The sequence below is a fragment of the Xenorhabdus sp. KJ12.1 genome (genome assembly GCF_963876495.1).
Lineage (GTDB): Bacteria > Pseudomonadota > Gammaproteobacteria > Enterobacterales > Enterobacteriaceae > Xenorhabdus > Xenorhabdus stockiae.
Genome location: NZ_CAWNQH010000074.1, coordinates 24813 through 50448, shown reverse-complemented (window position 1 = coordinate 50448; position 25636 = coordinate 24813). Strand labels below are relative to the sequence as shown.

20 protein-coding genes and 1 pseudogene are annotated in these 25636 nt (G+C 42.6%); 13 read left to right on the top strand and 8 right to left on the bottom strand.

Annotation, left to right across the window (positions count from 1 at the left end):
- Window positions 1-224, top strand: a pseudogene (locus AACS92_RS13115) (hypothetical protein); the annotation flags it as partial.
- Between the two features lie 209 nt (window positions 225-433).
- Complete coding sequence (gene mutT / locus AACS92_RS13110) at window positions 434-835, top strand: 8-oxo-dGTP diphosphatase MutT (protein ID WP_099111411.1); 402 nt, start codon at window positions 434-436, stop codon at window positions 833-835.
- Window positions 836-1083: 248 nt separating this feature from the next.
- Here mutT and yacG read toward each other — a convergent pair whose 3' ends face one another.
- The 6 genes from yacG to ppdD form a co-directional block, all read right to left on the bottom strand.
- On the bottom strand, window positions 1084-1281 hold the full coding sequence (gene yacG, locus AACS92_RS13105; RefSeq protein WP_099111410.1) for a DNA gyrase inhibitor YacG: 198 nt from the start codon (window positions 1279-1281) through the stop codon (window positions 1084-1086).
- Between the two features lie 31 nt (window positions 1282-1312).
- Entirely contained in the window at window positions 1313-2071 is a 759-nt protein-coding gene (gene zapD / locus AACS92_RS13100; protein ID WP_099111409.1) for a cell division protein ZapD, read from the bottom strand.
- Window positions 2064-2687 carry a dephospho-CoA kinase gene (gene coaE / locus AACS92_RS13095; protein WP_099111408.1) on the bottom strand — a complete coding sequence of 208 codons (624 nt, stop codon included), beginning with the start codon at window positions 2685-2687 and terminating at the stop codon, window positions 2064-2066. The genes zapD and coaE overlap by 8 nt, the downstream gene beginning before the upstream one ends.
- 188 nt (window positions 2688-2875) lie before the next feature.
- Window positions 2876-4075: a protein transport protein HofC gene (gene hofC / locus AACS92_RS13090; protein WP_099111407.1), complete on the bottom strand. Its 1200-nt coding sequence runs from the start codon at window positions 4073-4075 to the stop codon at window positions 2876-2878.
- 29 nt (window positions 4076-4104) lie between these two features.
- The gene (gene gspE / locus AACS92_RS13085; RefSeq protein WP_099111406.1) at window positions 4105-5613 is read right to left on the bottom strand and encodes a type II secretion system protein GspE; all 1509 of its coding nucleotides are present in this window, start codon (window positions 5611-5613) and stop codon (window positions 4105-4107) included.
- Window positions 5614-5735: 122 nt separating this feature from the next.
- Complete coding sequence (ppdD, locus tag AACS92_RS13080) at window positions 5736-6158, bottom strand: prepilin peptidase-dependent pilin (RefSeq protein ID WP_099111405.1); 423 nt, start codon at window positions 6156-6158, stop codon at window positions 5736-5738.
- Between the two features lie 334 nt (window positions 6159-6492).
- On the opposite strand from ppdD, the gene ampD reads away from it, so the two are divergent.
- The 9 genes from ampD to mscS all read left to right on the top strand — a co-directional run bounded on the left by ampD (window position 6493) and on the right by mscS (window position 20682).
- Complete coding sequence (ampD, locus tag AACS92_RS13075; protein ID WP_099111404.1) at window positions 6493-7044, top strand: 1,6-anhydro-N-acetylmuramyl-L-alanine amidase AmpD; 552 nt, start codon at window positions 6493-6495, stop codon at window positions 7042-7044.
- Window positions 7041-7895: a beta-lactamase regulator AmpE gene (gene ampE / locus AACS92_RS13070; protein WP_099111403.1), complete on the top strand. Its 855-nt coding sequence runs from the start codon at window positions 7041-7043 to the stop codon at window positions 7893-7895. The genes ampD and ampE overlap by 4 nt, the downstream gene beginning before the upstream one ends.
- Window positions 7896-8975: 1080 nt before the next feature.
- Window positions 8976-9740, top strand: a complete 765-nt coding sequence (gene pdhR / locus AACS92_RS13065) for a pyruvate dehydrogenase complex transcriptional repressor PdhR (RefSeq protein ID WP_099111401.1) — start codon at window positions 8976-8978, stop codon at window positions 9738-9740.
- A gap of 240 nt (window positions 9741-9980) precedes the next feature.
- Window positions 9981-12644: a pyruvate dehydrogenase (acetyl-transferring), homodimeric type gene (gene aceE / locus AACS92_RS13060; RefSeq protein ID WP_099111400.1), complete on the top strand. Its 2664-nt coding sequence runs from the start codon at window positions 9981-9983 to the stop codon at window positions 12642-12644.
- A gap of 13 nt (window positions 12645-12657) precedes the next feature.
- A complete protein-coding gene (aceF, locus tag AACS92_RS13055; protein WP_099111399.1) occupies window positions 12658-14523 on the top strand; it encodes a pyruvate dehydrogenase complex dihydrolipoyllysine-residue acetyltransferase in 1866 nt (621 codons plus the stop codon).
- A 202-nt stretch (window positions 14524-14725) separates the two neighbouring features.
- The gene (lpdA, locus tag AACS92_RS13050) at window positions 14726-16153 is read left to right on the top strand and encodes a dihydrolipoyl dehydrogenase (protein WP_086955916.1); all 1428 of its coding nucleotides are present in this window, start codon (window positions 14726-14728) and stop codon (window positions 16151-16153) included.
- Window positions 16154-16577: 424 nt separating this feature from the next.
- Complete coding sequence (acnB, locus tag AACS92_RS13045) at window positions 16578-19175, top strand: bifunctional aconitate hydratase 2/2-methylisocitrate dehydratase (protein WP_099111398.1); 2598 nt, start codon at window positions 16578-16580, stop codon at window positions 19173-19175.
- 164 nt (window positions 19176-19339) lie between these two features.
- On the top strand, window positions 19340-19711 hold the full coding sequence (locus tag AACS92_RS13040) for a YacL family protein (RefSeq protein ID WP_099111397.1): 372 nt from the start codon (window positions 19340-19342) through the stop codon (window positions 19709-19711).
- Window positions 19712-19809: 98 nt separating this feature from the next.
- Window positions 19810-20682 carry a small-conductance mechanosensitive channel MscS gene (mscS, locus tag AACS92_RS13035; protein WP_099111396.1) on the top strand — a complete coding sequence of 291 codons (873 nt, stop codon included), beginning with the start codon at window positions 19810-19812 and terminating at the stop codon, window positions 20680-20682.
- A gap of 126 nt (window positions 20683-20808) precedes the next feature.
- Here the strand turns inward: mscS and AACS92_RS13030 are convergent, their stop codons facing one another.
- Window positions 20809-22698, bottom strand: coding sequence for an enterotoxin (locus AACS92_RS13030; RefSeq protein ID WP_099111395.1), 1890 nt, complete (start codon window positions 22696-22698; stop codon window positions 20809-20811).
- Between the two features lie 348 nt (window positions 22699-23046).
- Between AACS92_RS13030 and argO the strand changes: the two genes are divergently transcribed.
- Both argO and AACS92_RS13020 read left to right on the top strand, forming a co-directional pair.
- A complete protein-coding gene (gene argO, locus AACS92_RS13025; protein WP_099111394.1) occupies window positions 23047-23670 on the top strand; it encodes an arginine exporter ArgO in 624 nt (207 codons plus the stop codon).
- A 218-nt stretch (window positions 23671-23888) separates the two neighbouring features.
- Window positions 23889-24617 (top strand): oxidative stress defense protein, encoded by a 729-nt coding sequence (locus tag AACS92_RS13020; protein ID WP_099111393.1) that lies wholly within the window; start codon window positions 23889-23891, stop codon window positions 24615-24617.
- Here the strand turns inward: AACS92_RS13020 and AACS92_RS13015 are convergent.
- Entirely contained in the window at window positions 24614-25519 is a 906-nt protein-coding gene (locus AACS92_RS13015; RefSeq protein WP_099111392.1) for a LysR family transcriptional regulator ArgP, read from the bottom strand. The two genes, AACS92_RS13020 and AACS92_RS13015, sit on opposite strands and share 4 nt — an antisense overlap.
- Window positions 25520-25636 lie beyond the last annotated feature (117 nt).

Below are 25636 nucleotides of genomic sequence, written 5' to 3'. Positions count from 1 at the left end.
TGGCAGTTTTGCGGATACAGGAAAAAAAAACACCGCAGGGACTGATAGCCCTGAGCATATCGGAACTGCGTAACCTGCTGTCAAAACTGATGAAAAAGACCAGAGAAACCGTCGAACAGATTTTATTTTGGTCAAACTGGCGACGACGACATCAGTACCGCGCACAACAATGTCATTATCGGCGCCGGGATACCCCTCTTATTCCACAGCCATTACGGCTGTAGTACTAAGCGCCTAAGGCGTGTTTTGATACACTTTGAAATCGATTGAGTATACATCTTATGAATAGAAATGCATCGAGTATATATAATATTCTTTTATGCATGAAAGAGCAGATAAAAAGAAATGTGAATTGATGTAAGTCTCGTGAGATTATATCTTCCTATAAGGCTGTTTATTATGGCCTGTAAGAACGACCATCATGGAAAACGTTATGGAAAAAAAACATCTGCATATTGCGGCAGGCATTATTAAAAACAGCAATAATGAAATTTTTATTACCCAACGTCGCGCCGATTCACATATGGGCGGATTTTGGGAGTTTCCGGGAGGTAAGCTTGAACAGGGAGAAACACCAGAACAAGCTTTAATAAGAGAGCTAAAAGAAGAGGTTGGTATCACGGTAACTCATTGTGAACTGACGGAAACTATCACTCATGAATTTACGGATAGGAATATCACTCTTTACTTTTTTATGGTTGATCAATGGGAAGATGAACCATTTGGAAAAGAAGGGCAGCCTTCCCGCTGGCTCCTGCAAACTGAATTAGTTGCTGATGAATTCCCGCCAGCAAACCGTAGTATCGTTGGTTTATTGACTAAATCTGCGGGCTAACTCGAGCAAAGATAGCGTCGAACTTATCCGACGCTATCTACACTTCGTCTTACAAGTTGCCTCTTTGCTGGCTACACTCGCTCACCCTAGTCACCGTTTTTATAAAAAGACGGTTATCTATACCTCTGGGGATTACTGAGAAGCTCCTGCCTTTCACCGGAGGCCAGCCTTTGGCTGGGCAAATTCGTTCCCGACGAATTTGTTACTCCCTTGCCGCCGCGAAGCATCTTGAAATCCATCAAGTGATTTTACTGTTCAGGCAGTTCACTCCATTCATCGTTTTCTGTGCTGTCGCCCTGACTTGGTATTTTCTTTTCTTCATTAGCCCATTCACCTAAGTCGATTAATTGACAACGCTTACTGCAAAACGGTCGGTGTGGGCTAATTTCTCCCCAGATTACGGCCTGACTACATGTAGGACATGCGACAGTCAATATTTCAGACATGCTGTTTTCTCCTGCTTAGTTTGAGGGTATGTTAACAGCAGGCCAATTCAAATGACAAATGTGCAGGTACCGTACCATTTTCACTGTCCATTGGCAGAAACCGGATAGCAAAGCGGGTTTTGTGACCAGAAACTTGCGGATAAATTAATTGGTTTTCCGAAATATCTAGTTTTAACCTTAGCAGATCGGCATCACCAGCATTCCCCTGAAAAAAACCGTTATGGCTTACCTGAGAAGAGAACATTGTTGACTGTCGTATCAGCTCCAGAATGCTTTCTAATGCCTGCTTTAGTGGTAGGAGGCTGTTTAGCCAAGAGCTGACGGTTTCATCCCGGGTAGACTGTGGCAGATGAAGCCACAGATACAATGTCGGCAGATCAAAACTACAACATCCGCCCGGAATACTGAGCCGTTGGCGAACCATGCTGATGATTCGATCTTCTTTAATCTGTTGGCTAAGGCGGGGAGCATGGTGTAATGCAAGGCTCCGTTCTTTCAGTTGCTCTACCAGACTGTGAACCATAGTCGTATCTACATTGGGAGCATTGAGCCATTGCCTTAATTTTATTTGTTGGCGTTCCAGTTCCTTTAATAACTCAGAACGTACTTCACCACGTTCCAGTATCTCAATTAACTCGGCGATTGTGCGAAAAAATGCCAAGCTGTTTGCTTGTGAATCCAGATGAGACTGTGTTTCGAGTTGTTGCAGTGAAGATTCAATCCTCAACCATGAACGCATCTTTTCATTTAGCGGGTGTTCAAAAATAATAGTAGAGGTTGCATCATTCATTGCGTTCTTCCTGTCTGACTGATTCTGCTTGTTTCAAATATTGTTGATGTAATTCGGCTATACGTACAGTGAGATCTTGCTCTTTTTGATCGTTTAATATGACATCATCTGCTTTTTCCAGACGTTCATTGCGGTCAGCCTGTGCAGCCAGAATATTTTCAACCTGTTCCCGACTAACGCCATCACGCGTGATTGTCCGGCTGATTTGTACTTCAGGGGAGACATCAACTACTAAGATTCGGTCAGCTAAATGCATTAAATTATTTTCTATTAGCAGAGGTACGACCCAAATAGCATAAGGGGCGTTGATTTGGTTCAGTTGTCGTTGTGTTTCTGTGTGTATTAGTGGATGAAGAAGTGAGTTGAGCCACTGTTTTTCTTCTGGCGCAGCAAAAATTTTCTGGCGTAGCACGGCGCGGTTTAAACTACCATCCGATAATAGGATATCCGAACCAAAGTGTTCAGCGATTGTCTGTAATGCGGGAGAACCAGAGGCAACAACTTCTCTGGCAATAATATCTGCATCAACAAGCGGGACACCAAGGGATGAAAATACATTAGAGATAGTTGTTTTACCACTACCAATTCCACCTGTGAGTGCAACAATATAAGTCATTCTATCCTTCAAATATTCTGATAGCCTATATAAATAAATTGTAACTCAAGGGAGGCATATGGGCTATAAACAAACATATATAAATCTTGTTATTACAATCATGTTCCACTTACATAGTTATCGCTCCCTTGGATGGTTCGTATCAGTGCCGCCGCTACATAACTTAGAAATTCAGTGTATATAATACGTTACGTCAAAATAGTACCCAATTGAAAAATTGGCAAATACATAGCGAGTAGTAACAGGCCTACAATTATTGCAATGAACAGCATTAATACAGGTTCAAGTAAGTTAGCTAAATTATCAGCACAGTTTATAAATTGCTCTTGATACCATATTGCTAGATTACCTAAAAATAACTCAAGTTCACCTGATTCTTCACCAATTATGACAAATTGTTTACATAATGGGGGGAAACAATACTCTTTTTTCAAGGCATGACTCATTGGTACACCTTGCTGTATTTTTCGATGGAGGTTTTTGATTCCAGCTATAAATAAAGGATGATGGGTTGCATTCATTGCACATTCCAAACCAATGGTCAACGTTAATCCTGCTTTTTGAGTCATAAATAGAATATGAAATATCTGGCTGGTATGCCGATATGTTATGAGTTTTTTGAAAAGTGGTAGTCGGGTGAAAAGTATTTTTTCTTTTTCGTGTAATGTAGGAAATCTAGAGCGTAATCCTAAATAACTAGTTGTCATTGTTAATGTTGTTATAAAAATAAAAAAACCATGATTAATAAAAAAGTTAGAGGCAGATAAGAGTAGCTGCGTTAATAAAGGTAGTGAGGCCCCAAATGCAGAATAAACCTGTTTGAATTCAGGTAGAACGAAAATCAGCATTAATAAGATAACGATTATAGCAACAAGAGAAATTATTAATGGATAACGATACGCTTTTTGGAACTTTTTATGCAATATATTTTGCTGCTCTAGTCTATTAATAAGTAACTGACAGCAAGATTCAAGTTGGCCGGTTTGTTCTCCTACTGCAATAAACTGGCAGAATAAAGGAGAAAACAGTTGTGGATAATTCTGTAAAGCGGTAGAGAATGATTCTCCCTGACTAATCTTATGAATAATATCAGCTAATATGCATCTCCAGATAACATTTTTACATTCTGGTAAGAGAATGTTAAGAGCTTGTAATAGGGGAATACCTGATGTCAGCAATGTATTTAGTTGTTGGGTGAAATGTAGCCGATAAGCCATTTCTTTTTCACTGTAATAAATAATCTGTCGGCGTTTAATGGTGTAGGGTTGTAGATCAAGCTGACTCAGATGGTTGAAAATCACTTGTCTGTTCTGACCTATATTTTCTCCTGTTATAATATTTCCTTTTTTATTCACAGCTTTCCAGTGATAAATAAATTCTATTTTCATTTTTTGCCTTCTATATGGATATTTATTGATTATGCTTCCTGGCCTAGAGTCTGATAAATCTCTTCCAGCGTTGTTATACCTTGCCCGACCAATGTTAATCCGGCAGATAAAAGCGTGGATTTTTGTTGCTGGATTGGTAAACAGGGTATCTTGTCAGAAGGTTGTGCTGATAAAATCTGTTGAAGTTCAGGTTTTATTTCGAGAAATTCATAGATGGCTGTTCTGCCATAATAGCCAGAAAAGCAGTGCTCACAACCAACAGCTACCCATGTTTTTACTGCTATATTTTGTTTTGTATCGTTATTTTCAGTATGTATGAATTCAGACTTTTCTGCGGGTTGACGACAATGGGGGCAAAGCTTGCGGACTAATCTCTGAGCAATAATTAACTTAACACATGAAGCAGTGGTATAACCTGAAATCCCCAGATGTTGCAGGCGTGATAAGGTATCTATCGTCGAGTTGGTATGTAGGGTGGATAAAACCAAGTGGCCCGTTTGAGCAGACTTCATCGATATTTCAGCAGTTTCGTTATCACGAATCTCACCAACCATGATGATATCGGGATCCTGTCTGAGTAATGCCCGCAAAACTTTGGCAAAATCTAGCCCGATTTTATTATTTACTTGTGTTTGATTAATTCCCTGTAAGGGGATTTCTATAGGATCCTCAACGCTACAGATGTTTTTCTGAGTTTGATTTAAATATTTCAGGCAACTGTATAATGTGACGGTTTTCCCGCTTCCTGTCGGGCCGGTTACTACAATCATTCCTTGCGGTACATGAAGTTTCTGAATTAAAAGTTGTAGCTGAGATTCAGACAGGCCAAGTTGTTCTAATGATAGTTGTTGTATTGTACTGAGAATACGTAGAACAATTTTTTCTCCATACAGGGTGGGTAATGTTGAGATACGTATTGCATAACGGTTCTTATTATCATTCCAGTCAAATTGCCCATCTTGTGGCTGACGTTTTTCCGCAATATTGAGTTTCGCCATAATTTTTAAGCGGGCAGGGATGCCAGTATTCATTTGAGGAGGAGGTGGTGGCATAAAATGTAATGAACCATCAACCCGAATACGTATTTGATAGCTATTTTGTAATGGCTCAAAGTGAATATCTGATGCTCTTTTTTGTATAGAAATAGATATTGTTTGATTAATTAACTGAATAACAGGAGTGTCAATATCTTCATGACTGCTTTCAATCAGTTTTTTTTCATTATAATTGTTATTTGGAGTGGTTAAATTTTCTATCCGATAGGTTTCTGCTTCACCATTTTCTGAGCAATAGTTTTCTGTGTAAGAAGGTAGTATGTGCTTTTGTGTCAACATGGATTCTATTTTGGCTTTTGGCCAAATATTAAAATCAATTATTGCACCAGAAATAAAACGTAATGCAGTAATAAACTCTTCATTGGGTGATTGGCTACAGGCAATAGTGATGGAATAACTATTTCTTTTTATAATGATTGCCTGATGTTTCTGGCATAATTCGTCAATTTCTTTTTCCATTAAATTGCTTTCCATATTTCTCATTTAACGTATTCCTTGGTTTTAAAAATGAATGGCTGTTTTTGTAAATATAAGGCTGTTTACACTTTCAGTGGAGGGCTATATTTACGCTATTTTTAAATGCTAATTTGTTTTTACTTGTTTTTTTAAAGTTTAAATGTTTCCTGACATTTTGTTTTTAACGATTCACTTTCAGAATTGCACATAACTTGCCAATGAGTCATACCATTTTTAGTATCTTGATCTGGTTTTAAGGTGATATTCAGTCCACTGAGGTTTTTCTGGCCAATAATATTTACTTCTCCTTCTTTTACTGTAATTGTATTGATGTAACGGCTATTAAACCCTGATGGAATTGATTTATGCCCAGAGCTGCATTCTTTGTAATTTCCGGTTTCAAAATGACAAATATCAATGCCAGATTTATAAGGAACAATAGCTTGTAGCATATCAGTCAGTGCTGCCTTTTGAATATATCCCTGATAGCTAGGAATACCAATCGCACCGAGGATAGATACTATTGCCATTACCACCATAACTTCCATTAATGTAAATCCTTGTTGATTCATATTATTGCTTCCTCATTTTGTATTTTTTATTCGATCTCTACATGGCTTCGTTATTTTTTAAAATAAAAGCATGATATTTATTATTTGCTGATGCCAGTTAGCATGAATGTTTTCTTAAAAAAGAAAATAAGATAAATGAAATTTATGGAAGCGATTCAAAGAAAAGAATTATTAATTACATTTTATACTGGGAAGTTTTTGAGCTTGCTCGCAAATGAAAACATGAACAACAATACTCCTCGATTGAAAAATCTAACCTGTTACACTTTGGCTGCATCTTGAAATTCATAGGGTATATACTCAATAGGTTTTGAAAGATGGAGGAATCGAGGGTATGAGGTTACATGAAGGGTGGATTGCTGATACCAGAAAGGTGATTTCACCGCATTATGATCTGCGTCCAGCAGGGGAAATCCCATCATTATTGGTTATACATAACATTAGTTTACCGCCCGGTAAGTTTGGCGGGCCGTATATTGATCAGCTATTTATGGGGACGTTGGATCCGAATGAAGACCCTTTCTTTCAGGAAATAAAAGGATTAAGGGTTTCTGCGCATTGTTTGATTCGTCGTGATGGTGAAGTTGTGCAATATGTTCCTTTCGATAAAAGAGCCTGGCATGCAGGGGTTTCCTGTTATTGTGATCGGGAAACGTGCAATGATTTTTCAATAGGTATTGAGTTAGAAGGTACCGATTACGAGCCATTTACTGAAATTCAGTACACTAAGCTGGCGGAATTGACTGAGTTACTTATCAGTCATTATCCTGATATCCGTAATAATATTACAGGTCACAGTGATATCGCTCCGGGCAGGAAAACTGACCCAGGGCCTTATTTTTACTGGGAACAGTATCGGCAGTTATTAAAGGAGCGAGTTGGATGACTCTCTTTATTCTATTGTTAATACTGGCATGGGAACGCATTTTCAAGATGGGAGAGCATTGGCAGTTAGAACATTATCTGTCTCCTTTTTTTGCCAGAGTAAAAGTATATTCATTGTGGGTCAGTTTAGTGATGGCATTTGTAGTTGCTTTTTTGACCTGGAAAATTATTGATGTACTGAGTGTTATTGCTTTTGGTATCCCTGCGATCCTGTTATGCATCATGATTAGCTTGTTATGTATTGGTGCCGGCTCTTTGCGCCATAGTTATCGTGAATATCTCCGTTCTGTACGCACTGGTGATTTAGAGCAACAGAATATTCATCTTACAAATTTACTTATAGGGCAACAGAATCCGCCTGAGATGACAAAAGATGATCGCTTGCGTGAAATACAGAACGCATTGATCTGGATAAATTTCCGCTATTATCTTGCCCCGATTTTCTGGTTAGTTGTTATGGGTGAGTTTGGTCCGTCCATTTTAATGGGATACTGTTTCCTGAGAGCTTATCAGAGATGGTTGGCGCAATGCAGAACTTCTGTGCAGCGAGCGCAATCCGGGGTTGATGCGCTATTAAATTGTTTGGATTGGATACCAGCACGTTTGGCGGGTATTGCTTATGCTTTGCTAGGGCATGGGGAAAAAGCGTTACCAGCCTGGATTGCATCACTTAGTGATTTGCGGACATCACAATATAAGGTGGTCAGTCAATTGGCTCAATTTGCATTGAGCAAGGAACCTCATTTAGATCTTTTGAATAGCCCCCTTGCTGCGGTAAAAATTGCGAAAAAAGCAACATTTACCATTGTGATTATTGTCGCACTGTTGACGATTTATGGGGCGTTAGCATAAAAAACTCCCGCCTGTGTCTATATGTGACATCTGGCGGGAATTACTTTAAAAGGATTTTTATACCGTTCATTTTTTCAGGTTGTAGCTTCCGGCTAGTGATATTGCTAATGGGCATCATTGACCCCAGTTAGACAACTTGAAATATGTTGGTATATATCAAATTAGCCTGAGTATACCCTTAATCTTTAGAGTAGCTTCTGTGTTGGCTGGTTTTTCAGTTACATATATATAGTTCTCTATGTTACTGATAACCCACTCTATTTGCATTTGCCGACGTGACTCAACTCGAAATCTATTGGGTATATATTCATCCTGAAACGTTAGAATATTCCCTGAGTTGGCACTTAAATTAACCACTTAAGAAATGTCCATAACATTTTTGTTATTCCTGAGGGGAGGGGTATTGTATTTAACGTGTTTTATATGTGTTTTTGACTACTTATTGCTGCCACTGCATTGGTTTGCCACTGCTGTCTTGTCTGCAACTGTAATAAAATGATTCAGTATGAAATCTGCACGGTAGATTGGCTATGTGGTAAAACACTTAAATTATTTTTGTGATTAACTATTTTAAATTAAGCTCTGTTAATAATTTAATAATGATGCTGTCATGATAAGTAATAAGCACTATGGCCCTTAATTTGCTCACTATATTGTGTAAGTTAAATAGTAATGTATAAATTTAAATAACAAATAAACAAAAGAATCAATATATTAAATAAATTATAACAATAGATAATGAATTTAATCTGTATCTTTACCACTCCTACCTGTTTTACTATCTGAAAATCCCTTTTGGTTATAATTTTCTGATAAAAATTAAAATAATTTGTTAAAATTTGCAGGTTTTTATGATTTAGCCCAAGGTCTTTATAGACAGCTAGTGAATACTTTGTTACTTTATGGCCTGTATTCTAAATTGGTATTACCAATTGACTAAATCCCGGCTAAACGAGGTTAATTGAATGAGGTCGATCAACTAAAGGTTAGTCTGAATACTCTGTTAAACAGGGTAGAGGGGTATAGTTCACCATAAATTGTTCAAAGTAACACTTACTTACTGAATGGCTTACAGCAGATATGGCTTATAGCAAAATTCGCCAACCAAAATTATCAGATGTGATTGAGCAGCGTCTGGAAAACCTCATTCTCGAAGGCTCGTTGCGCCCCGGGGAAAAGCTGCCGCCTGAGCGTGAGCTGGCAAAGCAGTTCGAGGTATCACGTCCTTCATTGCGCGAAGCCATTCAAAAACTAGAAGCCAAAGGGTTTCTTTTCCGTCGTCAGGGTGGAGGAACTTTTGTACAGAATAATCTCTGGCAAAGTTTCAGTGACCCGCTCGCCCAACTTATTGCAGAGAATCAGGAATCACAGTTTGATCTCCTCGAAGCACGTCATGCGCTGGAAGGTATCGCAGCTTATTATGCGGCGCTCAGAGGAACAGATGAAGATTTTAAACGCATTAAGGAAAGCCATCTCGCGATTCAGGAAGCACAGCAAAGCGGGGATATTGGTGCGGAATCTGATGCAGTTCTGCAATATCAACTTATTGTCACAGAAGCAGCACATAATGTGGTTTTGCTGCATTTACTGCGTTGTATGATCCCGATGCTGGAACAAAATATCCGGCGCAATTTCGAGTTCATTTATACCCGTAAAGAAATGCTGGCGGCAGTGAGTGACCATAGGGCAGCGATTTTTCACGCAATAATGGCGAAAGAACCGGAAAAAGCCCGTGAAGCTTCACATCGTCATTTGTCTTTCATTGAAGAAGTTTTATTGGATCTGACTCGTGAGCATACCCGTCGTGAACGCTCACTGAGACGGCTCCAACAACATCAGGAATAAGAGCCTATCCTCCGGGGCGTCATGGATTAAAACAACTCCCAAATGGGGTAGGTCCTAAATTGACTGTGCAGATCCTGGCTGCTGCGTCTGTACAGTCGTTATGCTCTTTTTGAAGAGTTTTAGCGGCAACATATAGCAGGGCCTATCTTCCGGTCATGACTGACTGAATGTCAAAGGGTATGACCAGAAGATAGGCTCCAAAACAACCATTAGAAATAGATAACAGATAAGGAACACACCATGTCAGATATTTTGAAAAATGACGTGGATCCGATCGAAACTCGCGACTGGTTACAGGCGATCGAATCGGTCATCCGTGAAGAAGGTGTTGAACGCGCTCAATTCCTGATTGATCAGGTTTTGAACGAAGCACGTAAAGGTGGTGTTAGTGTAGCAGCTGGTACTGCAAGCCGTGATTACATCAACACTATTCCGGTTGAGGATGAGCCGGCTTACCCTGGTAATCTGGATTTGGAACGCCGCATTCGTTCCGCAATTCGCTGGAATGCCATCATGACTGTTCTGCGTGCATCCAAGAAAGATTTGGAGCTGGGCGGTCACATGGCTTCATTCCAGTCTTCCGCTACTGTTTATGAAGTTTGCTTTAACCATTTCTTCCGCGCTCGTAATGATAATGATGGCGGCGACTTGGTTTACTTCCAGGGCCATATTTCTCCGGGCGTTTATGCTCGTGCATTCCTTGAAGGTCGTCTGACTGAAGAGCAGATGAACAACTTCCGTCAGGAAATCGGCGGTAACGGTCTGTCTTCTTATCCGCATCCTAAACTGATGCCTGACTTCTGGCAGTTCCCGACTGTTTCAATGGGTCTGGGCCCAATCTCTGCCATTTATCAGGCTAAGTTCCTGAAATATCTGGAAAACCGTGGTCTGAAAGATACGTCTAAACAAACCGTTTATGCTTTCCTGGGCGACGGTGAGATGGATGAGCCAGAATCCAAAGGTGCGATCACTATCGCAACTCGTGAAAAACTGGACAATCTGGTATTTATCATCAACTGTAACTTACAGCGTCTGGATGGCCCAGTAACCGGTAACGGTAAAATTGTTAATGAACTGGAAGGCATTTTCGCAGGCGCTGGCTGGCAGGTACTGAAAGTCCTGTGGGGCGAGCGTTGGGATGCACTGCTGCGTAAAGATACCAGCGGTAAACTGGTTCAGCTGATGAACGAAACTCTGGACGGCGACTATCAGACATTCAAGTCTAAAGATGGTGCTTATGTCCGTAAACACTTCTTCGGTCGTTACCCAGAAACTGTGGAATTGGTCAAAGATATGACTGATGACGAGATTTGGGCTCTGAACCGTGGTGGTCATGATCCTAAGAAAGTTTACGCTGCACTGAATAAAGCGCAGGAAACTAAAGACCAACCAACTGTAATCCTGGCTCAGACCGTTAAAGGTTACGGCATGGGTGATACCGCTGAAGGTAAAAACATTGCTCACCAGGTTAAGAAAATGAACATGGAAGGCGTTCGCCAGTTCCGTGATCGTTTCAATGTGCCTGCATCTGATGAGCAAGTTGAAAACCTGCAATACGTGACTTTCGACAAAGACTCAGAAGAAGCTAAATATCTGCATGAGCGTCGTAATGCACTGGGTGGTTACCTGCCAAGCCGTCGTGTTAACTTCGACGACAAACTGGAAATCCCAGCACTGGAAGAGTTCAACTCTCTGCTGGAAGAACAATCCAAAGAAATTTCTACCACTATCGCTTTCGTTCGTGCCCTGAACGTAATGCTGAAGAACAAGTCTATCAAAGATCGTCTGGTTCCAATCATTGCTGACGAAGCACGTACTTTCGGTATGGAAGGTCTGTTCCGTCAGATCGGTATCTATAGCCCGAATGGTCAGCAGTATACTCCGCAGGACCGTGAGCAGGTTGCATACTATAAAGAAGACGCTAAAGGTCAGATCCTGCAGGAAGGTATCAACGAACTGGGTGCAGCATCATCTTGGCTGGCGGCTGCAACTTCTTACAGCACCAATAACCTGCCGATGATCCCGTTCTACATCTACTACTCCATGTTCGGATTCCAGCGTATCGGTGATCTGTGCTGGGCTGCTGGCGATCAGCAGGCTCGTGGCTTCCTGGTTGGTGGTACTTCCGGTCGTACGACTCTGAATGGTGAAGGTCTGCAACACGAAGATGGTCACAGCCATATTCAGTCTCTGACTATTCCTAACTGTATCTCTTATGATCCAGCGTTTGCTTATGAAGTAGCTGTTATCATGCATGATGGTCTGGAGCGTATGTATGGTGAGAAGCAAGAGAATATCTACTACTACATCACCACTCTGAACGAAAACTACCATATGCCAGCAATGCCGGAAGGTGCTGAAGAAGGTATCCGTAAAGGTATCTATAAACTGGAAAGCATGGAAGGCGCGAAAGGTAAAGTTCAGTTGCTGGGCTCTGGTTCTATCCTGCGTCACGTTCGTGAAGCAGCTAAGATCCTGTCTGACGAGTACGGTGTTGCTTCTGACGTTTATAGCGTAACTTCCTTCACTGAACTGGCTCGTGATGGTCAGGATTGTGAGCGTTGGAACATGCTGCACCCATCAGAAGAACCACGCGTTCCTTATATCGCTCAGATCATGAACGAAGCACCAGCAGTTGCTTCTACCGATTACATGAAGCTGTTTGCTGAGCAGGTTCGTAACTTTGTACCAGCAAGCGAATTCCGCGTACTGGGTACTGACGGCTTCGGTCGTTCTGACAGCCGTGAAAACCTGCGCCACCACTTTGAAGTTGATGCTTCTTACGTGGTTGTTGCTGCTCTGGGTGAATTGGCTAAACGTGGCGAAGTTGATGTGAAAGTGGTTGAAGAAGCCATCAAGAAATACAGCATCAACCCAGAAAAAGTTAACCCACGTCTGGCATAAGAGGTAAAGATTAATGTCTATCGAAATTAACGTGCCTGATATTGGTGCAGATGAAGTTGAAGTTACCGAGATTCTGGTGAAAGTTGGTGACACAGTAGAAGTAGAACAGTCACTGATCACTGTTGAAGGTGACAAGGCTTCTATGGAAGTTCCTTCTCCACAGGCGGGTGTGGTTAAAGAGATCAAAGTTACAGTTGGTGACAAAGTTGAAACCGGCAAACTGATTATGATCTTTGAATCCGCAACTGGTGCAGCAGAAGCAGCACCTGTACAGCAGGAAGCGGCTCCGGCAGCAGCGCCTGTTGCAGCTGAAAGCAAAGAAGTTGCTGTACCGGATATCGGTGGTGATGAAGTTGAAGTTACCGAAATCATGGTAAAAGTGGGTGATACCATCACTGAAGAGCAATCGCTGCTGACTGTTGAGGGTGACAAGGCTTCCATGGAAGTGCCTGCGCCATTCTCAGGTACTGTGAAAGAGATCAAAATCGCGGTTGGCGATAAAGTAAAAACTGGTTCTCTGATCATGGTATTTGAAGTTGCAGGTTCTGGTGCAGCGCCAGCTCCGGCAGCAGCTTCTGCTCCGGCCGCAGCGCCTGCGGCATCTGCGGCAAAAGAAGTTAATGTACCGGATATCGGTGGTGATGAAGTTGAAGTTACCGAAATCATGGTAAAAGTGGGTGACACCATTGCTGAAGAGCAGTCACTGATCACTGTTGAAGGTGACAAGGCTTCCATGGAAGTCCCTGCGCCATTTGCAGGTACTGTGAAAGAGATCAAAATCGCGGTTGGCGATAAAGTAAAAACCGGCTCTCTGATCATGGTATTTGAAGTTGCAGGCTCAGCACCTGTGGCAGCACCTGCAGCGGCTCCGGCTCCTGCGGCTGCACCAGCGAAAGCAGCACCAGCTCCGGCCGCGGCTAAGCCAGCAGAAGGCAAAAATGAGTTTGCAGAAAATGACGCTTACGTTCATGCAACTCCGGTTATCCGCCGTCTGGCTCGTGAATTCGGTGTAAACCTGGCTAAAGTTAAAGGTACTGGTCGTAAAGGTCGTATCCTGCGCGAAGACGTTCAGGCTTACGTGAAAGATGCGATCAAGCGTGCTGAAGCTGCACCTGCGGCTGCGGGTGGTGGCTTGCCTGGTATGCTGCCTTGGCCGAAAGTTGATTTCAGCAAGTTTGGTGAAATCGAAGAAGTTGAAATGAGCCGTATCCAGAAAATCTCCGGTGCAAACCTGAGCCGTAACTGGGTAATGATCCCTCATGTTAACCTGTTCGATGAAGCGGATATAACTGAAGTTGAAGAATTCCGTAAACAGCAAAACAAAGAAGCAGAGAAGAAACAGCTGGGCGTGAAAATCACTCCGCTGGTATTCGTCATGAAAGCGGCTGCAAAAGCACTGGAAGCAATGCCTCGCTTTAACAGCTCTATCTCTGAAGATGGCCAAAAGCTGATCCTGAAAAAATACGTCAACATCGGTATTGCGGTTGATACGCCTAACGGCCTGGTTGTTCCTGTATTCAAAGATGTTAACAAAAAAGGCATCATGGAACTGTCAAGAGAACTGGCTGAAGTATCCAAGAAAGCTCGTGCTGGTAAGCTGACTGCTTCCGACATGCAGGGCGGCTGCTTCACGATCTCCAGCTTGGGTGGTATCGGTACAACCGGCTTTGCACCAATCGTGAACGCGCCAGAAGTGGCTATTATGGGTCTGTCCCGTTCTTCTATGAAGCCGGTCTGGAATGGCAAGGAATTCGTTCCTCGTCTGATCCTGCCAATGTCTCTGTCTTTCGACCACCGTGTGATCGATGGAGCTGATGGTGCTCGTTTCATCACTTATATTAATCAGTTGATGAGCGACATTCGCCGTCTGGTGATGTAATGCAAAGGCCGGTGAATAGCCGGCCTAATAATTACGACAGTGATGGAAATTTTAGACTTGTATCTGACAGGTTGAGATTTCCGTCACGTTAACGCGCTTTTCAGGTTATTTACAATTCTGTAAACTGCTCGCGGTGTGTACGTCCCGGTGGAATATGGTTTTTTTTCGTCTGACCCGCCGGACAAACAATTAAGAGGTCATGATGAGTACTGAAATTAAAGCCCAGGTAGTGGTGCTTGGAGCAGGCCCAGCAGGGTATTCTGCTGCTTTTCGTTGTGCAGACTTAGGTTTGGATACCGTTCTGGTTGAGCGCTACTCTACTCTGGGTGGTGTTTGTCTTAACGTTGGTTGTATCCCATCTAAAGCATTGCTTCACGTTGCTAAAGTCATTGAAGAAGCAAAAGCGCTGGCACAACACGGTATCGTGTTTGGTGAGCCACAAACTGATATCGATAAAATCCGTCTCTGGAAAGAAAAAGTTATTTCCCAGTTGACAGGTGGTCTGGGTGGCATGGCTAAGGGCCGTAAAGTTAACGTTGTTAACGGTGTTGGTAAATTCACAGGTGCTAACACTCTGGTAGTTGAAGGCGAAAATGGCGCAACAACGATTAATTTTGATAATGCCATTATTGCAGCGGGTTCACGCCCAATTCAGCTGCCATTCATTCCGCATGATGACCCTCGCGTATGGGATTCTACTGATGCACTGGAGCTGAAAACAGTTCCGGGACGCATGCTGGTTATGGGCGGCGGTATCATCGGTCTGGAAATGGGCACTGTTTATCACGCTCTGGGTTCTCAGATTGACGTGGTTGAAATGTTCGATCAGGTTATCCCTGCTGCGGACAAAGACGTTGTTAAAGTATTCACTAAACGTGTCAGCAAGAAATTCAACCTGATGCTGGAAACCAAAGTGACTGCTGTAGAAGCCAAAGAAGATGGTATCTACGTGACAATGGAAGGTAAAAAAGCACCGGCAGAACCTCAGCGCTATGACGCGGTTCTGGTTGCTATCGGCCGTGTACCAAACGGTAAACTGATCGATGCTGGTCAGGCAGGTGTTGCTGTTGATGAGCGTGGCTTTATCAATGTTGATAAGCAAATGCGTACTAACGTACCTCATATCTTCGCTATTGGTGATATCGTTGGTCAACCAATGCTGGCACACAAAGGTGTTCATGAAGGCCATGTTGCTGCCGAAGTTATTTCCGGTAAGAAACATTATTTCGATCCAAAAGTGATCCCATCCATTGCTTATACTGAGCCAGAAGTTGCGTGGGTTGGTCTGACTGAGAAAGAAGCGAAAGAGAAAGGCATCAGTTACGAAACTGCAACTTTCCCATGGGCTGCTTCCGGTCGTGCAATTGCATCTGATTGTTCAGATGGTATGACTAAACTGATTTTCGATAAAGAAAGCAACCGTATTATCGGTGGTGCTATTGTTGGTACTAACGGTGGCGAACTGCTGGGTGAAATCGGTCTGGCTATCGAGATGGGTTGTGATGCAGAAGATATCGCTCTGACTGTTCACGCTCACCCGACTCTGTACGAATCAATCGGTATGGCTGCTGAAATGTACGAAGGCAGCATCACTGACTTGCCAAACCCTAAGGCAAAGAAAAAGAAATAATGCATTAGATTTTGCGTTATTTTTGCAGTGAATATAGGCGGCTTCTATTGTAGAAGCCGTTTGTTATTTATTTTTTCGCTAATTGGCTCTTGCATGGAGAGTCTTGCCGTTTTCTCACTTAATTATTTTCATAAATAAAGATAAGAGGTTTTCAGGACAAAACATCAACAAATAGTATTTAAATCCTAAATACACACTTTATGCACCTCTATCCAGAACTTTACTGCACTCCAATGTTGATTTTATGTGAATGAATTAACATGCCATTCAAATTTTGGTATTCTAATTGCCCGAAGCTCGGCATAATTTTGATGTTATGTGAGCAAATCCTCTGACCTGGCATCCCTAATGGTCATTTCATGGTGATCGTTACCGGGTGCAGACAGCCGGGCATATAAAAGACAATGAGAGCGAGGAGTTAGTCGTGCTAGAAGAATACCGCAGGCACGTAGCCGAACGTGCAGAGCAAGGCATCGTCCCTAAGCCATTAGACGCAGCTCAAGCAGCCGCGCTGGTCGAATTACTGAAGAACCCACCTCAAGGTGAAGAAGATTTCCTGCTAGATCTGTTGACTAACCGAGTTCCCCCCGGTGTTGATGAAGCTGCTTATGTAAAAGCTGGCTTTCTTGCTGCAATCTCGAAGAGTGAAACCACTTCACCACTTATTACACCGGAAAAAGCGATTGAATTATTGGGAACCATGCAGGGTGGGTACAATATCCATGCTCTGATTGACGCTCTCGATAATGAAAAACTGGCACCTATTGCCGCTAAGGCTCTGTCTCACACTTTACTGATGTTCGACAGTTTCTATGATGTGGAAGAAAAAGCGAAAGCAGGTAATCCACATGCCAAACAAATTATCCAGTCATGGGCTGATGCAGAATGGTTCCTGCAACGCCCGGCACTGGCTGAAAAAATTACTGTTACGGTCTTCAAAGTCACTGGTGAAACTAATACAGATGACCTTTCCCCTGCACCAGATGCGTGGTCACGCCCCGACATTCCATTACATGCGTTAGCTATGCTGAAAAATGCCCGTGAAGGTATCGTGCCTGATCAGGCTGGCGTTGTTGGTCCAATCAAGCAAATTGAAGCACTCAATGAAAAAGGCCATCCTCTGGCTTATGTAGGGGATGTTGTGGGAACCGGTTCTTCCCGTAAATCTGCTACAAACTCCGTTTTGTGGTTTATGGGGGAAGATATCCCGTTTGTGCCTAATAAACGTGGTGGCGGTGTTGTATTGGGTGGGAAAATTGCTCCAATATTCTTCAACACAATGGAAGATGCTGGTGCATTGCCGGTTGAAGTTGATGTATCCCGACTGAATATGGGGGATGTGATTGACATCTATCCATATAAAGGTGAGATCCGCCTTCATGATACCAATGAAGTATTGTCAACTTTTGAACTGAAAACAGATGTACTGATTGATGAAGTACGTGCCGGAGGCCGAATTCCATTAATTATCGGTCGTGGCCTGACAACCAAAGCCCGTGAATCTTTAGGGTTGCCATACAGTGATGTTTTCCGTCAGGCGAAAGCGATTGAGAAAAGTAACCGGGGTTTCACACTGGCACAGAAAATGGTTGGCCGTGCCTGTGGTACTAGCGGGATCCGTCCGGGAGAATATTGTGAACCGAAGATGACCTCTGTTGGTTCACAGGATACAACCGGGCCAATGACCCGTGATGAGTTGAAAGATTTGGCCTGTCTGGGCTTCTCAGCGGATCTGGTCATGCAGTCGTTCTGCCATACTGCGGCTTATCCAAAACCTGTGGATGTGACGACCCATCATACATTACCTGACTTCATCATGAACCGTGGTGGCGTATCTCTGCGCCCGGGTGATGGCATTATTCACTCATGGCTGAACCGTATGTTACTGCCGGATACCGTAGGTACAGGCGGTGACTCTCACACCCGTTTCCCTATTGGTATTTCTTTCCCAGCGGGTTCTGGTTTGGTCGCATTTGCGGCGGCAACGGGAGTTATGCCGTTGGACATGCCGGAATCTGTATTAGTGCGTTTTAAAGGGAAAATGCAACCGGGTATCACTTTGCGTGATCTGGTTCATGCCATTCCTTACTATGCGATTCAGCAAGGTTTATTAACCGTAGAGAAAAAAGGTAAGAAAAATATTTTCTCCGGTCGTATTCTGGAAATTGAAGGTTTGCCAGAACTCAAAGTTGAGCAGGCATTTGAACTGGCAGATGCATCTGCCGAACGTTCTGCGGCGGGCTGTACGATAAAACTGGATAAGTCACCGATTATTGAATACCTGCAATCCAACATTGTTCTGTTGAAATGGATGATTGCAGAAGGTTACGGCGATCGCCGGACGCTGGAACGCCGTATTATTGGTATGGAAAACTGGTTGAAAGATCCTCAGTTACTGGAGGCGGATGCAGATGCAGAATATGCCGCAGTAATTGAAATTGATCTGGCTGAGATCAAAGAACCTATTTTGTGTGCACCTAATGATCCGGATGATGCCCGCCTGTTATCTGATGTTGCTAACAGCAAAATTGATGAAGTGTTTATCGGCTCCTGTATGACAAACATTGGTCACTTCCGTGCTGCCGGTAAGTTACTCGATCAGCATAAAGGCCAGTTACCTACTCGTCTTTGGGTTGCTCCTCCAACTAAAATGGATGCTGCTCAGTTGACCGAAGAAGGTTATTACAGTGTCTTTGGTAAGAGTGGGGCACGCATCGAAATTCCGGGCTGTTCATTGTGTATGGGTAATCAGGCTCGGGTTGCTGATGGTGCTACGGTGGTTTCTACTTCCACACGTAACTTCCCGAACCGTTTAGGTGCAGGAGCTAATGTTTATCTTGCATCGGCGGAACTGGCGGCTGTGGCTTCATTACTAGGCCGTCTGCCAACGCCGGAAGAGTATCTGCAATTCATGGAGAAAGTTGATGAAACCGCGGCAGATACTTATCGCTACCTCAATTTTGATCAGTTGAACGAGTATACTGAAAAAGCGGATGATGTTATCTTCCAAACTGCCGTGTAAAAAAGTATATTGCTGAATGAATAAGGGAGGCGCATGCCTCCCTTTTTTGTGCCTGATTTTTGCGGCAGATTTTGTGTCAGTTTGTGGGCTGGCTCTGAGGTGGGAGCATCGGAAATGTTTAAAATCCGGATGTGATTGAGATAAGTAAAATGTGGAGGTATGTGATGGAATATGAATTTATGCAGGATATCACTGGTCAGGTTACAGCGCGCTTTTCAATGGATCATGAAGCTATTGGTCATTGGCTTAATGAGGAGGTGAAAGACGATTTGAGCATATTAGATAAGATAACCTCAGCGCTGATAGAAATAAAAGGCAGTGTACGCCAGTGGCAGTTGAACGGTCATGAATACACACTGTTAATGAATGAAGAAGAAATCATGATAAGAGCCAATCAACTCCAGTTTGATACTGAAGAGATGGAAGAGGGAATGAGTTACTACGATAACGAAAGTCTGGCATTTTGCGGTACAGATGATTTTATCGATATGCTGGCAAATTATAGAGACTTTGTTTTGCAAAAAAATAAAGGGTAAGTGGTTATGTTCAATCCATGGCCGCTTTCTGCCATAATTTCTATTCCATCGCTTTCGTGTTCATGTAGATAGGTTCCAACAAAAAAAGGTAGGCTTTTATGGAAGAGATCAATCTGTCCGGTGAGATAGATAAAGCAACACATTGGCTGGTCAATAATCAAGAAATACTGATCCAGTATGCAATGAATATCGTATTTGCCATTTTAATTCTGATAGTCGGTTTGTCCATTGCCAAGCTGGCATGTAAGGCAGTGAAACGCGTTATGTCGTTACGTGGTGTTGATACGACTATTTCTGACTTTTTATCAGCCATAATTCGTTATGCCATTATCGCGTTTACTATCATTGCCGTTCTCGGAAGGTTAGGGATCCAGACTGCATCTGTCATTGCGGTTATTGGTGCTGCCGGTTTAGCTGTTGGTCTGGCATTACAGGGTTCATTATCAAATTTTGCCGCAGGTGTGTTGCTGGTTGTTTTCCGCCCGCTTCGTGTTGGTGAGTATGTCATCATTGGGTCAGTGGAAGGGACTGTTGTACAGGTGCAGATTTTCTCCACAACATTGCGTACGGCGGATGATCGCATCATTGTTATCCCTAATGGAAAGATTATTACAAATAATATAATCAATACCAGCCGTGAACCAAACCGCCGTACTCAGATTATGGTCGGTGTGGCATATGACGCAGATATTGATGAAGTTAAGAAAGTATTGGGTGATGTTATTCAAGCGGATAACCGTATCCAGCATGACAAAGGTGTAACTATTCGTCTACATGAAATGGCACCTTCATCACTTAATTTTATTGTACGTGTATGGACAACCAATGGTGATGCCTGGAGTGTTTATTGGGATCTGATGGAAAACTTCAAGCGAGCTTTAGATAAACATAAGATTGGTATTCCTTTCCCACAAATGGATGTTTATCTTCATCAGCAGCAGATTGCTTTGCAGAAGAATACGGACAATTAACTAAAACTTTTTATGTAAGAAATAATTGATGGGAGAAATACTTGGTGTGAGAAACAGATATACTCACACCAAGTCAGAATTTGCTTAAACGGTATTTAAATTTTTAATCAGAGAAGTCGGTGTTGTTTACTTCATAGGTACGGCTTCAAATACAAGCATTTCCAGCGGTTTTAGTGTCACGGTGACAGCTTTGGTATAGTTTTCCGGTACAGTGGAGTTGTTGCCGTATACGGGGATTAGTCTGAAATGCGAGGTTTCTCCTCGCGGGATTTCGAAGTCTTTTGCCATATCCAGATAATATGTCTGTGCTTTATCTGACGGATTACGGAGACCGAGAATTGCTTTACGTTTATTCCATGATGCCCAGCCGTAAATTTTCAGCGCATGGGGATCGCCGCCTATCCAGTGGCTATCTATCAGTACATCTGAATTGCTCCGTGACCACTTAGCCGCTTTCGCCAGCGTATCCCATTTGGCCTTATTCAGCATAGACGGTGTAATATATAGCTCTTGTAGCTGTGAGCCGGTGGCGAAGTAGCTCCAGACCTGATCGGCGAAATCGCCATCCGTTTGTACCTTCTCCAGCCCATCATAGGCGTTTTTCGCGCTGACGATGCCGTGGTACATCAGTGAATTAAGCGGTAATAACGGACTCTTTTTCACAATCGAGCGATAAGTTTCTGCATCACGATAAGTGACCCACTTCTGAGCTGGTGAACCTTTACCGTCTAAATTGATATCAGAACCCTGACGCCAGATAGAATCAGCGTAGAACAGCCAGGAAGGGCTGGCAGTGGTGCCGGTTGTCAGGTTGATAAACAGATCCTTGTTAGCTGCTCGCATATTATTAATGAGGGCAATTGAAGCATCGAAATCGGAAGCAAACGGGCTACCCTCAATATGAGAATTGGCGTTACCCATACCGTCCAGCTTGAAGGAAGTAATGTGTTCATTTTTGATGAGGTTGAGAACTTGGGCGTTAAAGCTTTTGAAATAATTTGGACCGGAGAGAGCGAGCATTCCATTAGCTGTTTCAAAACCATACTCTTTGGCATGTGAGACGCGGATTTGGCCTGATTCACCATAGCCGCCCCAAGGGGAAAGCCACAAACCTATTGAACTGTGCAGGCTGGTTGCCTTGTTTCTAACGGTATCGAAATGACTGAAAGCTGGGCTAAACAGCCATCTGCCAGTGAGGTCATCCCAGCCATCATCCAGTAGAAAGGCATCAAGCTTCACTCCACGTCCGGTAATGAATTCTTTATTCCACTCATCTATCCGTTTCAATACATCTTGTTCGGTGTAGGCGGAGCCAAAACCTATATCCATCCAGCTATTGTAGTGTAGATAGGGTTTATATGGACGTGGGCGCAGTGTGTTGATCAGTTGGTTAACACTGCGGCGAAGTTGATTGGTTTCCGAAAAGGTGCCAAGGAAGATAGTGTAGCTGAGCGGAATTTTAGGCTGGATAGCCATTTTCAGCTCGACGTTCAGGCTACTGCTTGCTTTATGGACATTGGTGTTAACAAAAGGTTTTTTGGGCAGAATAACAAATGGGTTGGCAATGATTGGTGAACTGTTGATTTCGCCATCAATATAAGGTGTCGGAGATTGCTGCTTAGTTGTCGGGAAGAAGGTGATGTTAGTAATTTCTCTGGGTTTACCTACCGCAGTGATAGTGTAATTAATGCTGGCATATTTCTTTTTCAGCATGCTCAGTACGACGGTGACGTTAAAATCCTTGTGGGAATAATCAATCTTAATTGCGTTATCCAGTTGCTCTATATGTTTAATTTTAAAATCAGAGGTATGAATCACATCTTGATTTGGCAGCGTTAGAAAAAAGAGTTCCTGTGATGTGATCTGGCGGTGGAACGGTTTATCCTGAATCGTAACTACAGACTTCGGTTCTTCAAACGAGATCTTAATATTATCGTTAGTCAGGACATAATTTGCGGCAAAAGCGCTATTCGAAATAAGCAGACTAATTAATGAAACTTTTGTGATATTTTTCATAGGAAGGCTCTTTATTTTTATTTAGAAAAGGAAAACATTTCGGTAATTAAAATAAGAATAAAAAGTGAAAAAATATTTTTTAGCTTGGTAGCTGTGTTCATGTTCAAATAAAAATAAACTGGGAGGAGCAAGTGTCTCTATCCCTCTTTATCAAGGGCTATATGTAGCATGGTGTACTTCAACCGCCCGTCACATGCGGAAGGAAATAATCAGGCGGACTGCTTACTTGCTTAGTGCTTTATTAATTTTATTAATGATGAATAAGAATAATTAATTTTTACTAATGAATGTGTTTGCTTAATATGCAGATAGACCTTATTTTATTGAATAATTATTAGGAATTTCTGCATGTTTTCGACGTTAATTCAGGGCTTTTTTCTTAGTGCTGCAATGATCATCCCACTTGGGCCACAAAATGTTTTTGTGATGCAGCAAGGCAGTAAAAAACAATTTCATCTGATGAGTGCCGCATTATGTGCCATCAGTGACATTATTCTGATTATGGCTGGGATCTTTGGAGGAAGTGCTCTACTTGGTCAATCTACTTTTTTGTTACAGGCGGTGACATGGGGAGGCGTTGCATTCCTCTTATGGTATGGATGGGGGGCTTTTCGGGCCGCATTATCTGCGGATTTTTCACTGTCCAATAAAGATGTGGTTGTTCAAAGCCGCTGGCGGATTATTGTGACATTATTTGCAGTAACTTGGCTGAATCCTCATGTTTATCTGGATACCTTTATTGTATTAGGTAGCATTGGAGGTGGATTATCAACTGAGTTGAGACCGTGGTTTACCATCGGTGCAGTGACTGCCTCTATCAGTTGGTTTTTCGCATTGGCGATACTCGCCGCGTGGTTTTCTCCAATCCTTAATCAACCTCGTTCTCAACGCATCATTAATCTGTTTGTGGGATGCGTAATGTGGTATATCGCATGGAATTTATTGAAGCAGGGATTACAGATTTTTAATTAACTGAAACAATTCTTTATAATTTAAACAATTCTTTATAAATAGTGTGCTAATGTTTCTGAAAATTGCTTGTCTTACTGTCTATTAGGATCTTCTAGCCTATTAGACTGTTACAGGTTATTAGAGTCTGACCAAAATGCTTATTTATTTGCTGTATATCCAGTTTTTTTCGAGTTAACAGTGGCTTGAAAGAGGGTGGGTATATCCGAAAGGAGGTTTTAGTGAAACGTAACTCACTGATATTTGCTGTTATGCTGGCTGTAGGCAGTATGTCAGTTTCAGCGGCGGAATTACCATCTGTCCCACATATATCTACTTCTGGTAGTGCGACAATCAAAGCAGCTCCGGATATGGCAACTCTGATGATTCATGTCAAAGTGAGCCAGAAAAGCGCGACCGAGGCCAAGCATAAAGTTGATGCACGTGTCGCCAAGTATTTTGATTTTTTGAAGGCGAGTGGTATCGATAAAAAGGATATTAATGCGGCCAATATCCGGACCCAGCCAGAATATCAATATGATCAGAAAAATGGTAAATCAACCATTATAGGGTATAGCGCATCTCGCTCAGTTGAAGTCAAAGTACACAAATTGGATCAACTGAATCCGCTGCTGGATGGTGCTTTGAAAGCAGGACTGAATGAAATTAATTCAGTGCAATTCAGTGTTGCTGATCCTCAGCTATATCGTAATGAAGCTAGACAGAAAGCGATCACAAATGCGATTCAACAGGCAACTGAACTGGCAAAAGGCTTTAACAGTAAGTTAGGTGCTGTATATAGTGTCACTTATCGTCCCCCTGAAGCTGTACCTTATCCAATGAACAGACTGCAATTAAGGACGACTCAGATGGCAGCTGCGCCAGCAGGGGATTCAGCAGATGAAACTTATGAACCACAAAGCATCGAGTTTTCTGATCACGTTGATGCAGTTTTTGAATTACAGCGTTAATTAATTTCATCTTCCTGACGTAACATCTGGCGCCCAAGTTTTAACAGGGCGTCAGTAACTTTTCTCATTGCACTGCTTTCTGGGGCAAACCGGTGCCAGTAAAGCATACGGCGCTGGTACAGCCCGGGTGTTAAATCAACTAATTCACCTGCTTTTAGTTCTCTGTCAATTTGTAAATGAGGGATCATACAGCATGTCGTGCCTTGTTTTGCTAATTGAACAAAGGCTTCAGATGAGTTAACGATATGGCAGGGCACACTACCCGGCGATAAATCAAAATACTGTTGTAAAAAGGCCTGATGCATATCATCCAGATGATCAAATGCAACCGCTGGTGCTTTCAATAATGCAGAGCGTGTCACTCCATTAGGGAAAAAGCTATCGGCAAATTTAGGAGAAGCGACGAAGAGATAATCGAGAGCGCCTAATTTATCCACCAGACAGCTTGGCAGTGGTTGTGACTGAATACTTATGGCACCGACAACTTCCCCGCGTCTCAGGCTTTCCTGTGTCCGGGTTTCATCTTCTACCTGAATATTGAGTCTGATGGGTAAATCAGAAAGCACCGGATGGAGTGCGGGTAAAAGCCAGGTAGCCAGACTATCTGCATTGACAGCAAGAGAAAGTAGCAGGGGAGTTTCATTGCCATTCTCATCACCGAGCCATTGTGCTTCGAGCAATTCCACTTGATGTAATAACGCCAGCAATTTTTGTCCCTGCTCTGTAGGACGGGGCGGAACAGTACGCACTAAGAGTGGTTGTCCAAATAAATTTTCTAATTGCTTGATGCGCTGGGATACGGCGGATTGAGTAATACAAAGCTTTTGGGCTGCACGTTCGAAGCCGCGTTCGCGGATCACGGCGTCTAACGCCTGTAAGGATCGGTAATCAGGACGTTTCATTGAAAATCAGGCTCTCCGTTTGTCATTAACTCTTCGATTATTCTGGAATGGTATTTATTCTAGAATGATATTGTGTGCCCAAAATATTTTTCGGTCTAGGTAGCACTATGCCATATT

What these genes read in the sequence shown, in the direction of transcription:
- ampE (WP_099111403.1), top strand. Translation starts at nt 7,041, where the DNA reads ATGACTCTCTTTATTCTATTGTTAATACTGGCATGGGAACGCATTTTC.
- gspE (WP_099111406.1), bottom strand. Translation starts at nt 5,613, where the DNA reads ATGAGAAATATGGAAAGCAATTTAATGGAAAAAGAAATTGACGAATTA.
- ampD (WP_099111404.1), top strand. Translation starts at nt 6,493, where the DNA reads ATGAGGTTACATGAAGGGTGGATTGCTGATACCAGAAAGGTGATTTCA.
- pdhR (WP_099111401.1), top strand. Translation starts at nt 8,976, where the DNA reads ATGGCTTATAGCAAAATTCGCCAACCAAAATTATCAGATGTGATTGAG.
- AACS92_RS13030 (WP_099111395.1), bottom strand. Translation starts at nt 22,698, where the DNA reads ATGAAAAATATCACAAAAGTTTCATTAATTAGTCTGCTTATTTCGAAT.
- hofC (WP_099111407.1), bottom strand. Translation starts at nt 4,075, where the DNA reads ATGAAAATAGAATTTATTTATCACTGGAAAGCTGTGAATAAAAAAGGA.
- mscS (WP_099111396.1), top strand. Translation starts at nt 19,810, where the DNA reads ATGGAAGAGATCAATCTGTCCGGTGAGATAGATAAAGCAACACATTGG.
- AACS92_RS13015 (WP_099111392.1), bottom strand. Translation starts at nt 25,519, where the DNA reads ATGAAACGTCCTGATTACCGATCCTTACAGGCGTTAGACGCCGTGATC.
- aceF (WP_099111399.1), top strand. Translation starts at nt 12,658, where the DNA reads ATGTCTATCGAAATTAACGTGCCTGATATTGGTGCAGATGAAGTTGAA.
- AACS92_RS13040 (WP_099111397.1), top strand. Translation starts at nt 19,340, where the DNA reads ATGGAATATGAATTTATGCAGGATATCACTGGTCAGGTTACAGCGCGC.
- aceE (WP_099111400.1), top strand. Translation starts at nt 9,981, where the DNA reads ATGTCAGATATTTTGAAAAATGACGTGGATCCGATCGAAACTCGCGAC.
- mutT (WP_099111411.1), top strand. Translation starts at nt 434, where the DNA reads ATGGAAAAAAAACATCTGCATATTGCGGCAGGCATTATTAAAAACAGC.
- lpdA (WP_086955916.1), top strand. Translation starts at nt 14,726, where the DNA reads ATGAGTACTGAAATTAAAGCCCAGGTAGTGGTGCTTGGAGCAGGCCCA.
- ppdD (WP_099111405.1), bottom strand. Translation starts at nt 6,158, where the DNA reads ATGAATCAACAAGGATTTACATTAATGGAAGTTATGGTGGTAATGGCA.
- zapD (WP_099111409.1), bottom strand. Translation starts at nt 2,071, where the DNA reads ATGAATGATGCAACCTCTACTATTATTTTTGAACACCCGCTAAATGAA.
- coaE (WP_099111408.1), bottom strand. Translation starts at nt 2,687, where the DNA reads ATGACTTATATTGTTGCACTCACAGGTGGAATTGGTAGTGGTAAAACA.
- yacG (WP_099111410.1), bottom strand. Translation starts at nt 1,281, where the DNA reads ATGTCTGAAATATTGACTGTCGCATGTCCTACATGTAGTCAGGCCGTA.
- argO (WP_099111394.1), top strand. Translation starts at nt 23,047, where the DNA reads ATGTTTTCGACGTTAATTCAGGGCTTTTTTCTTAGTGCTGCAATGATC.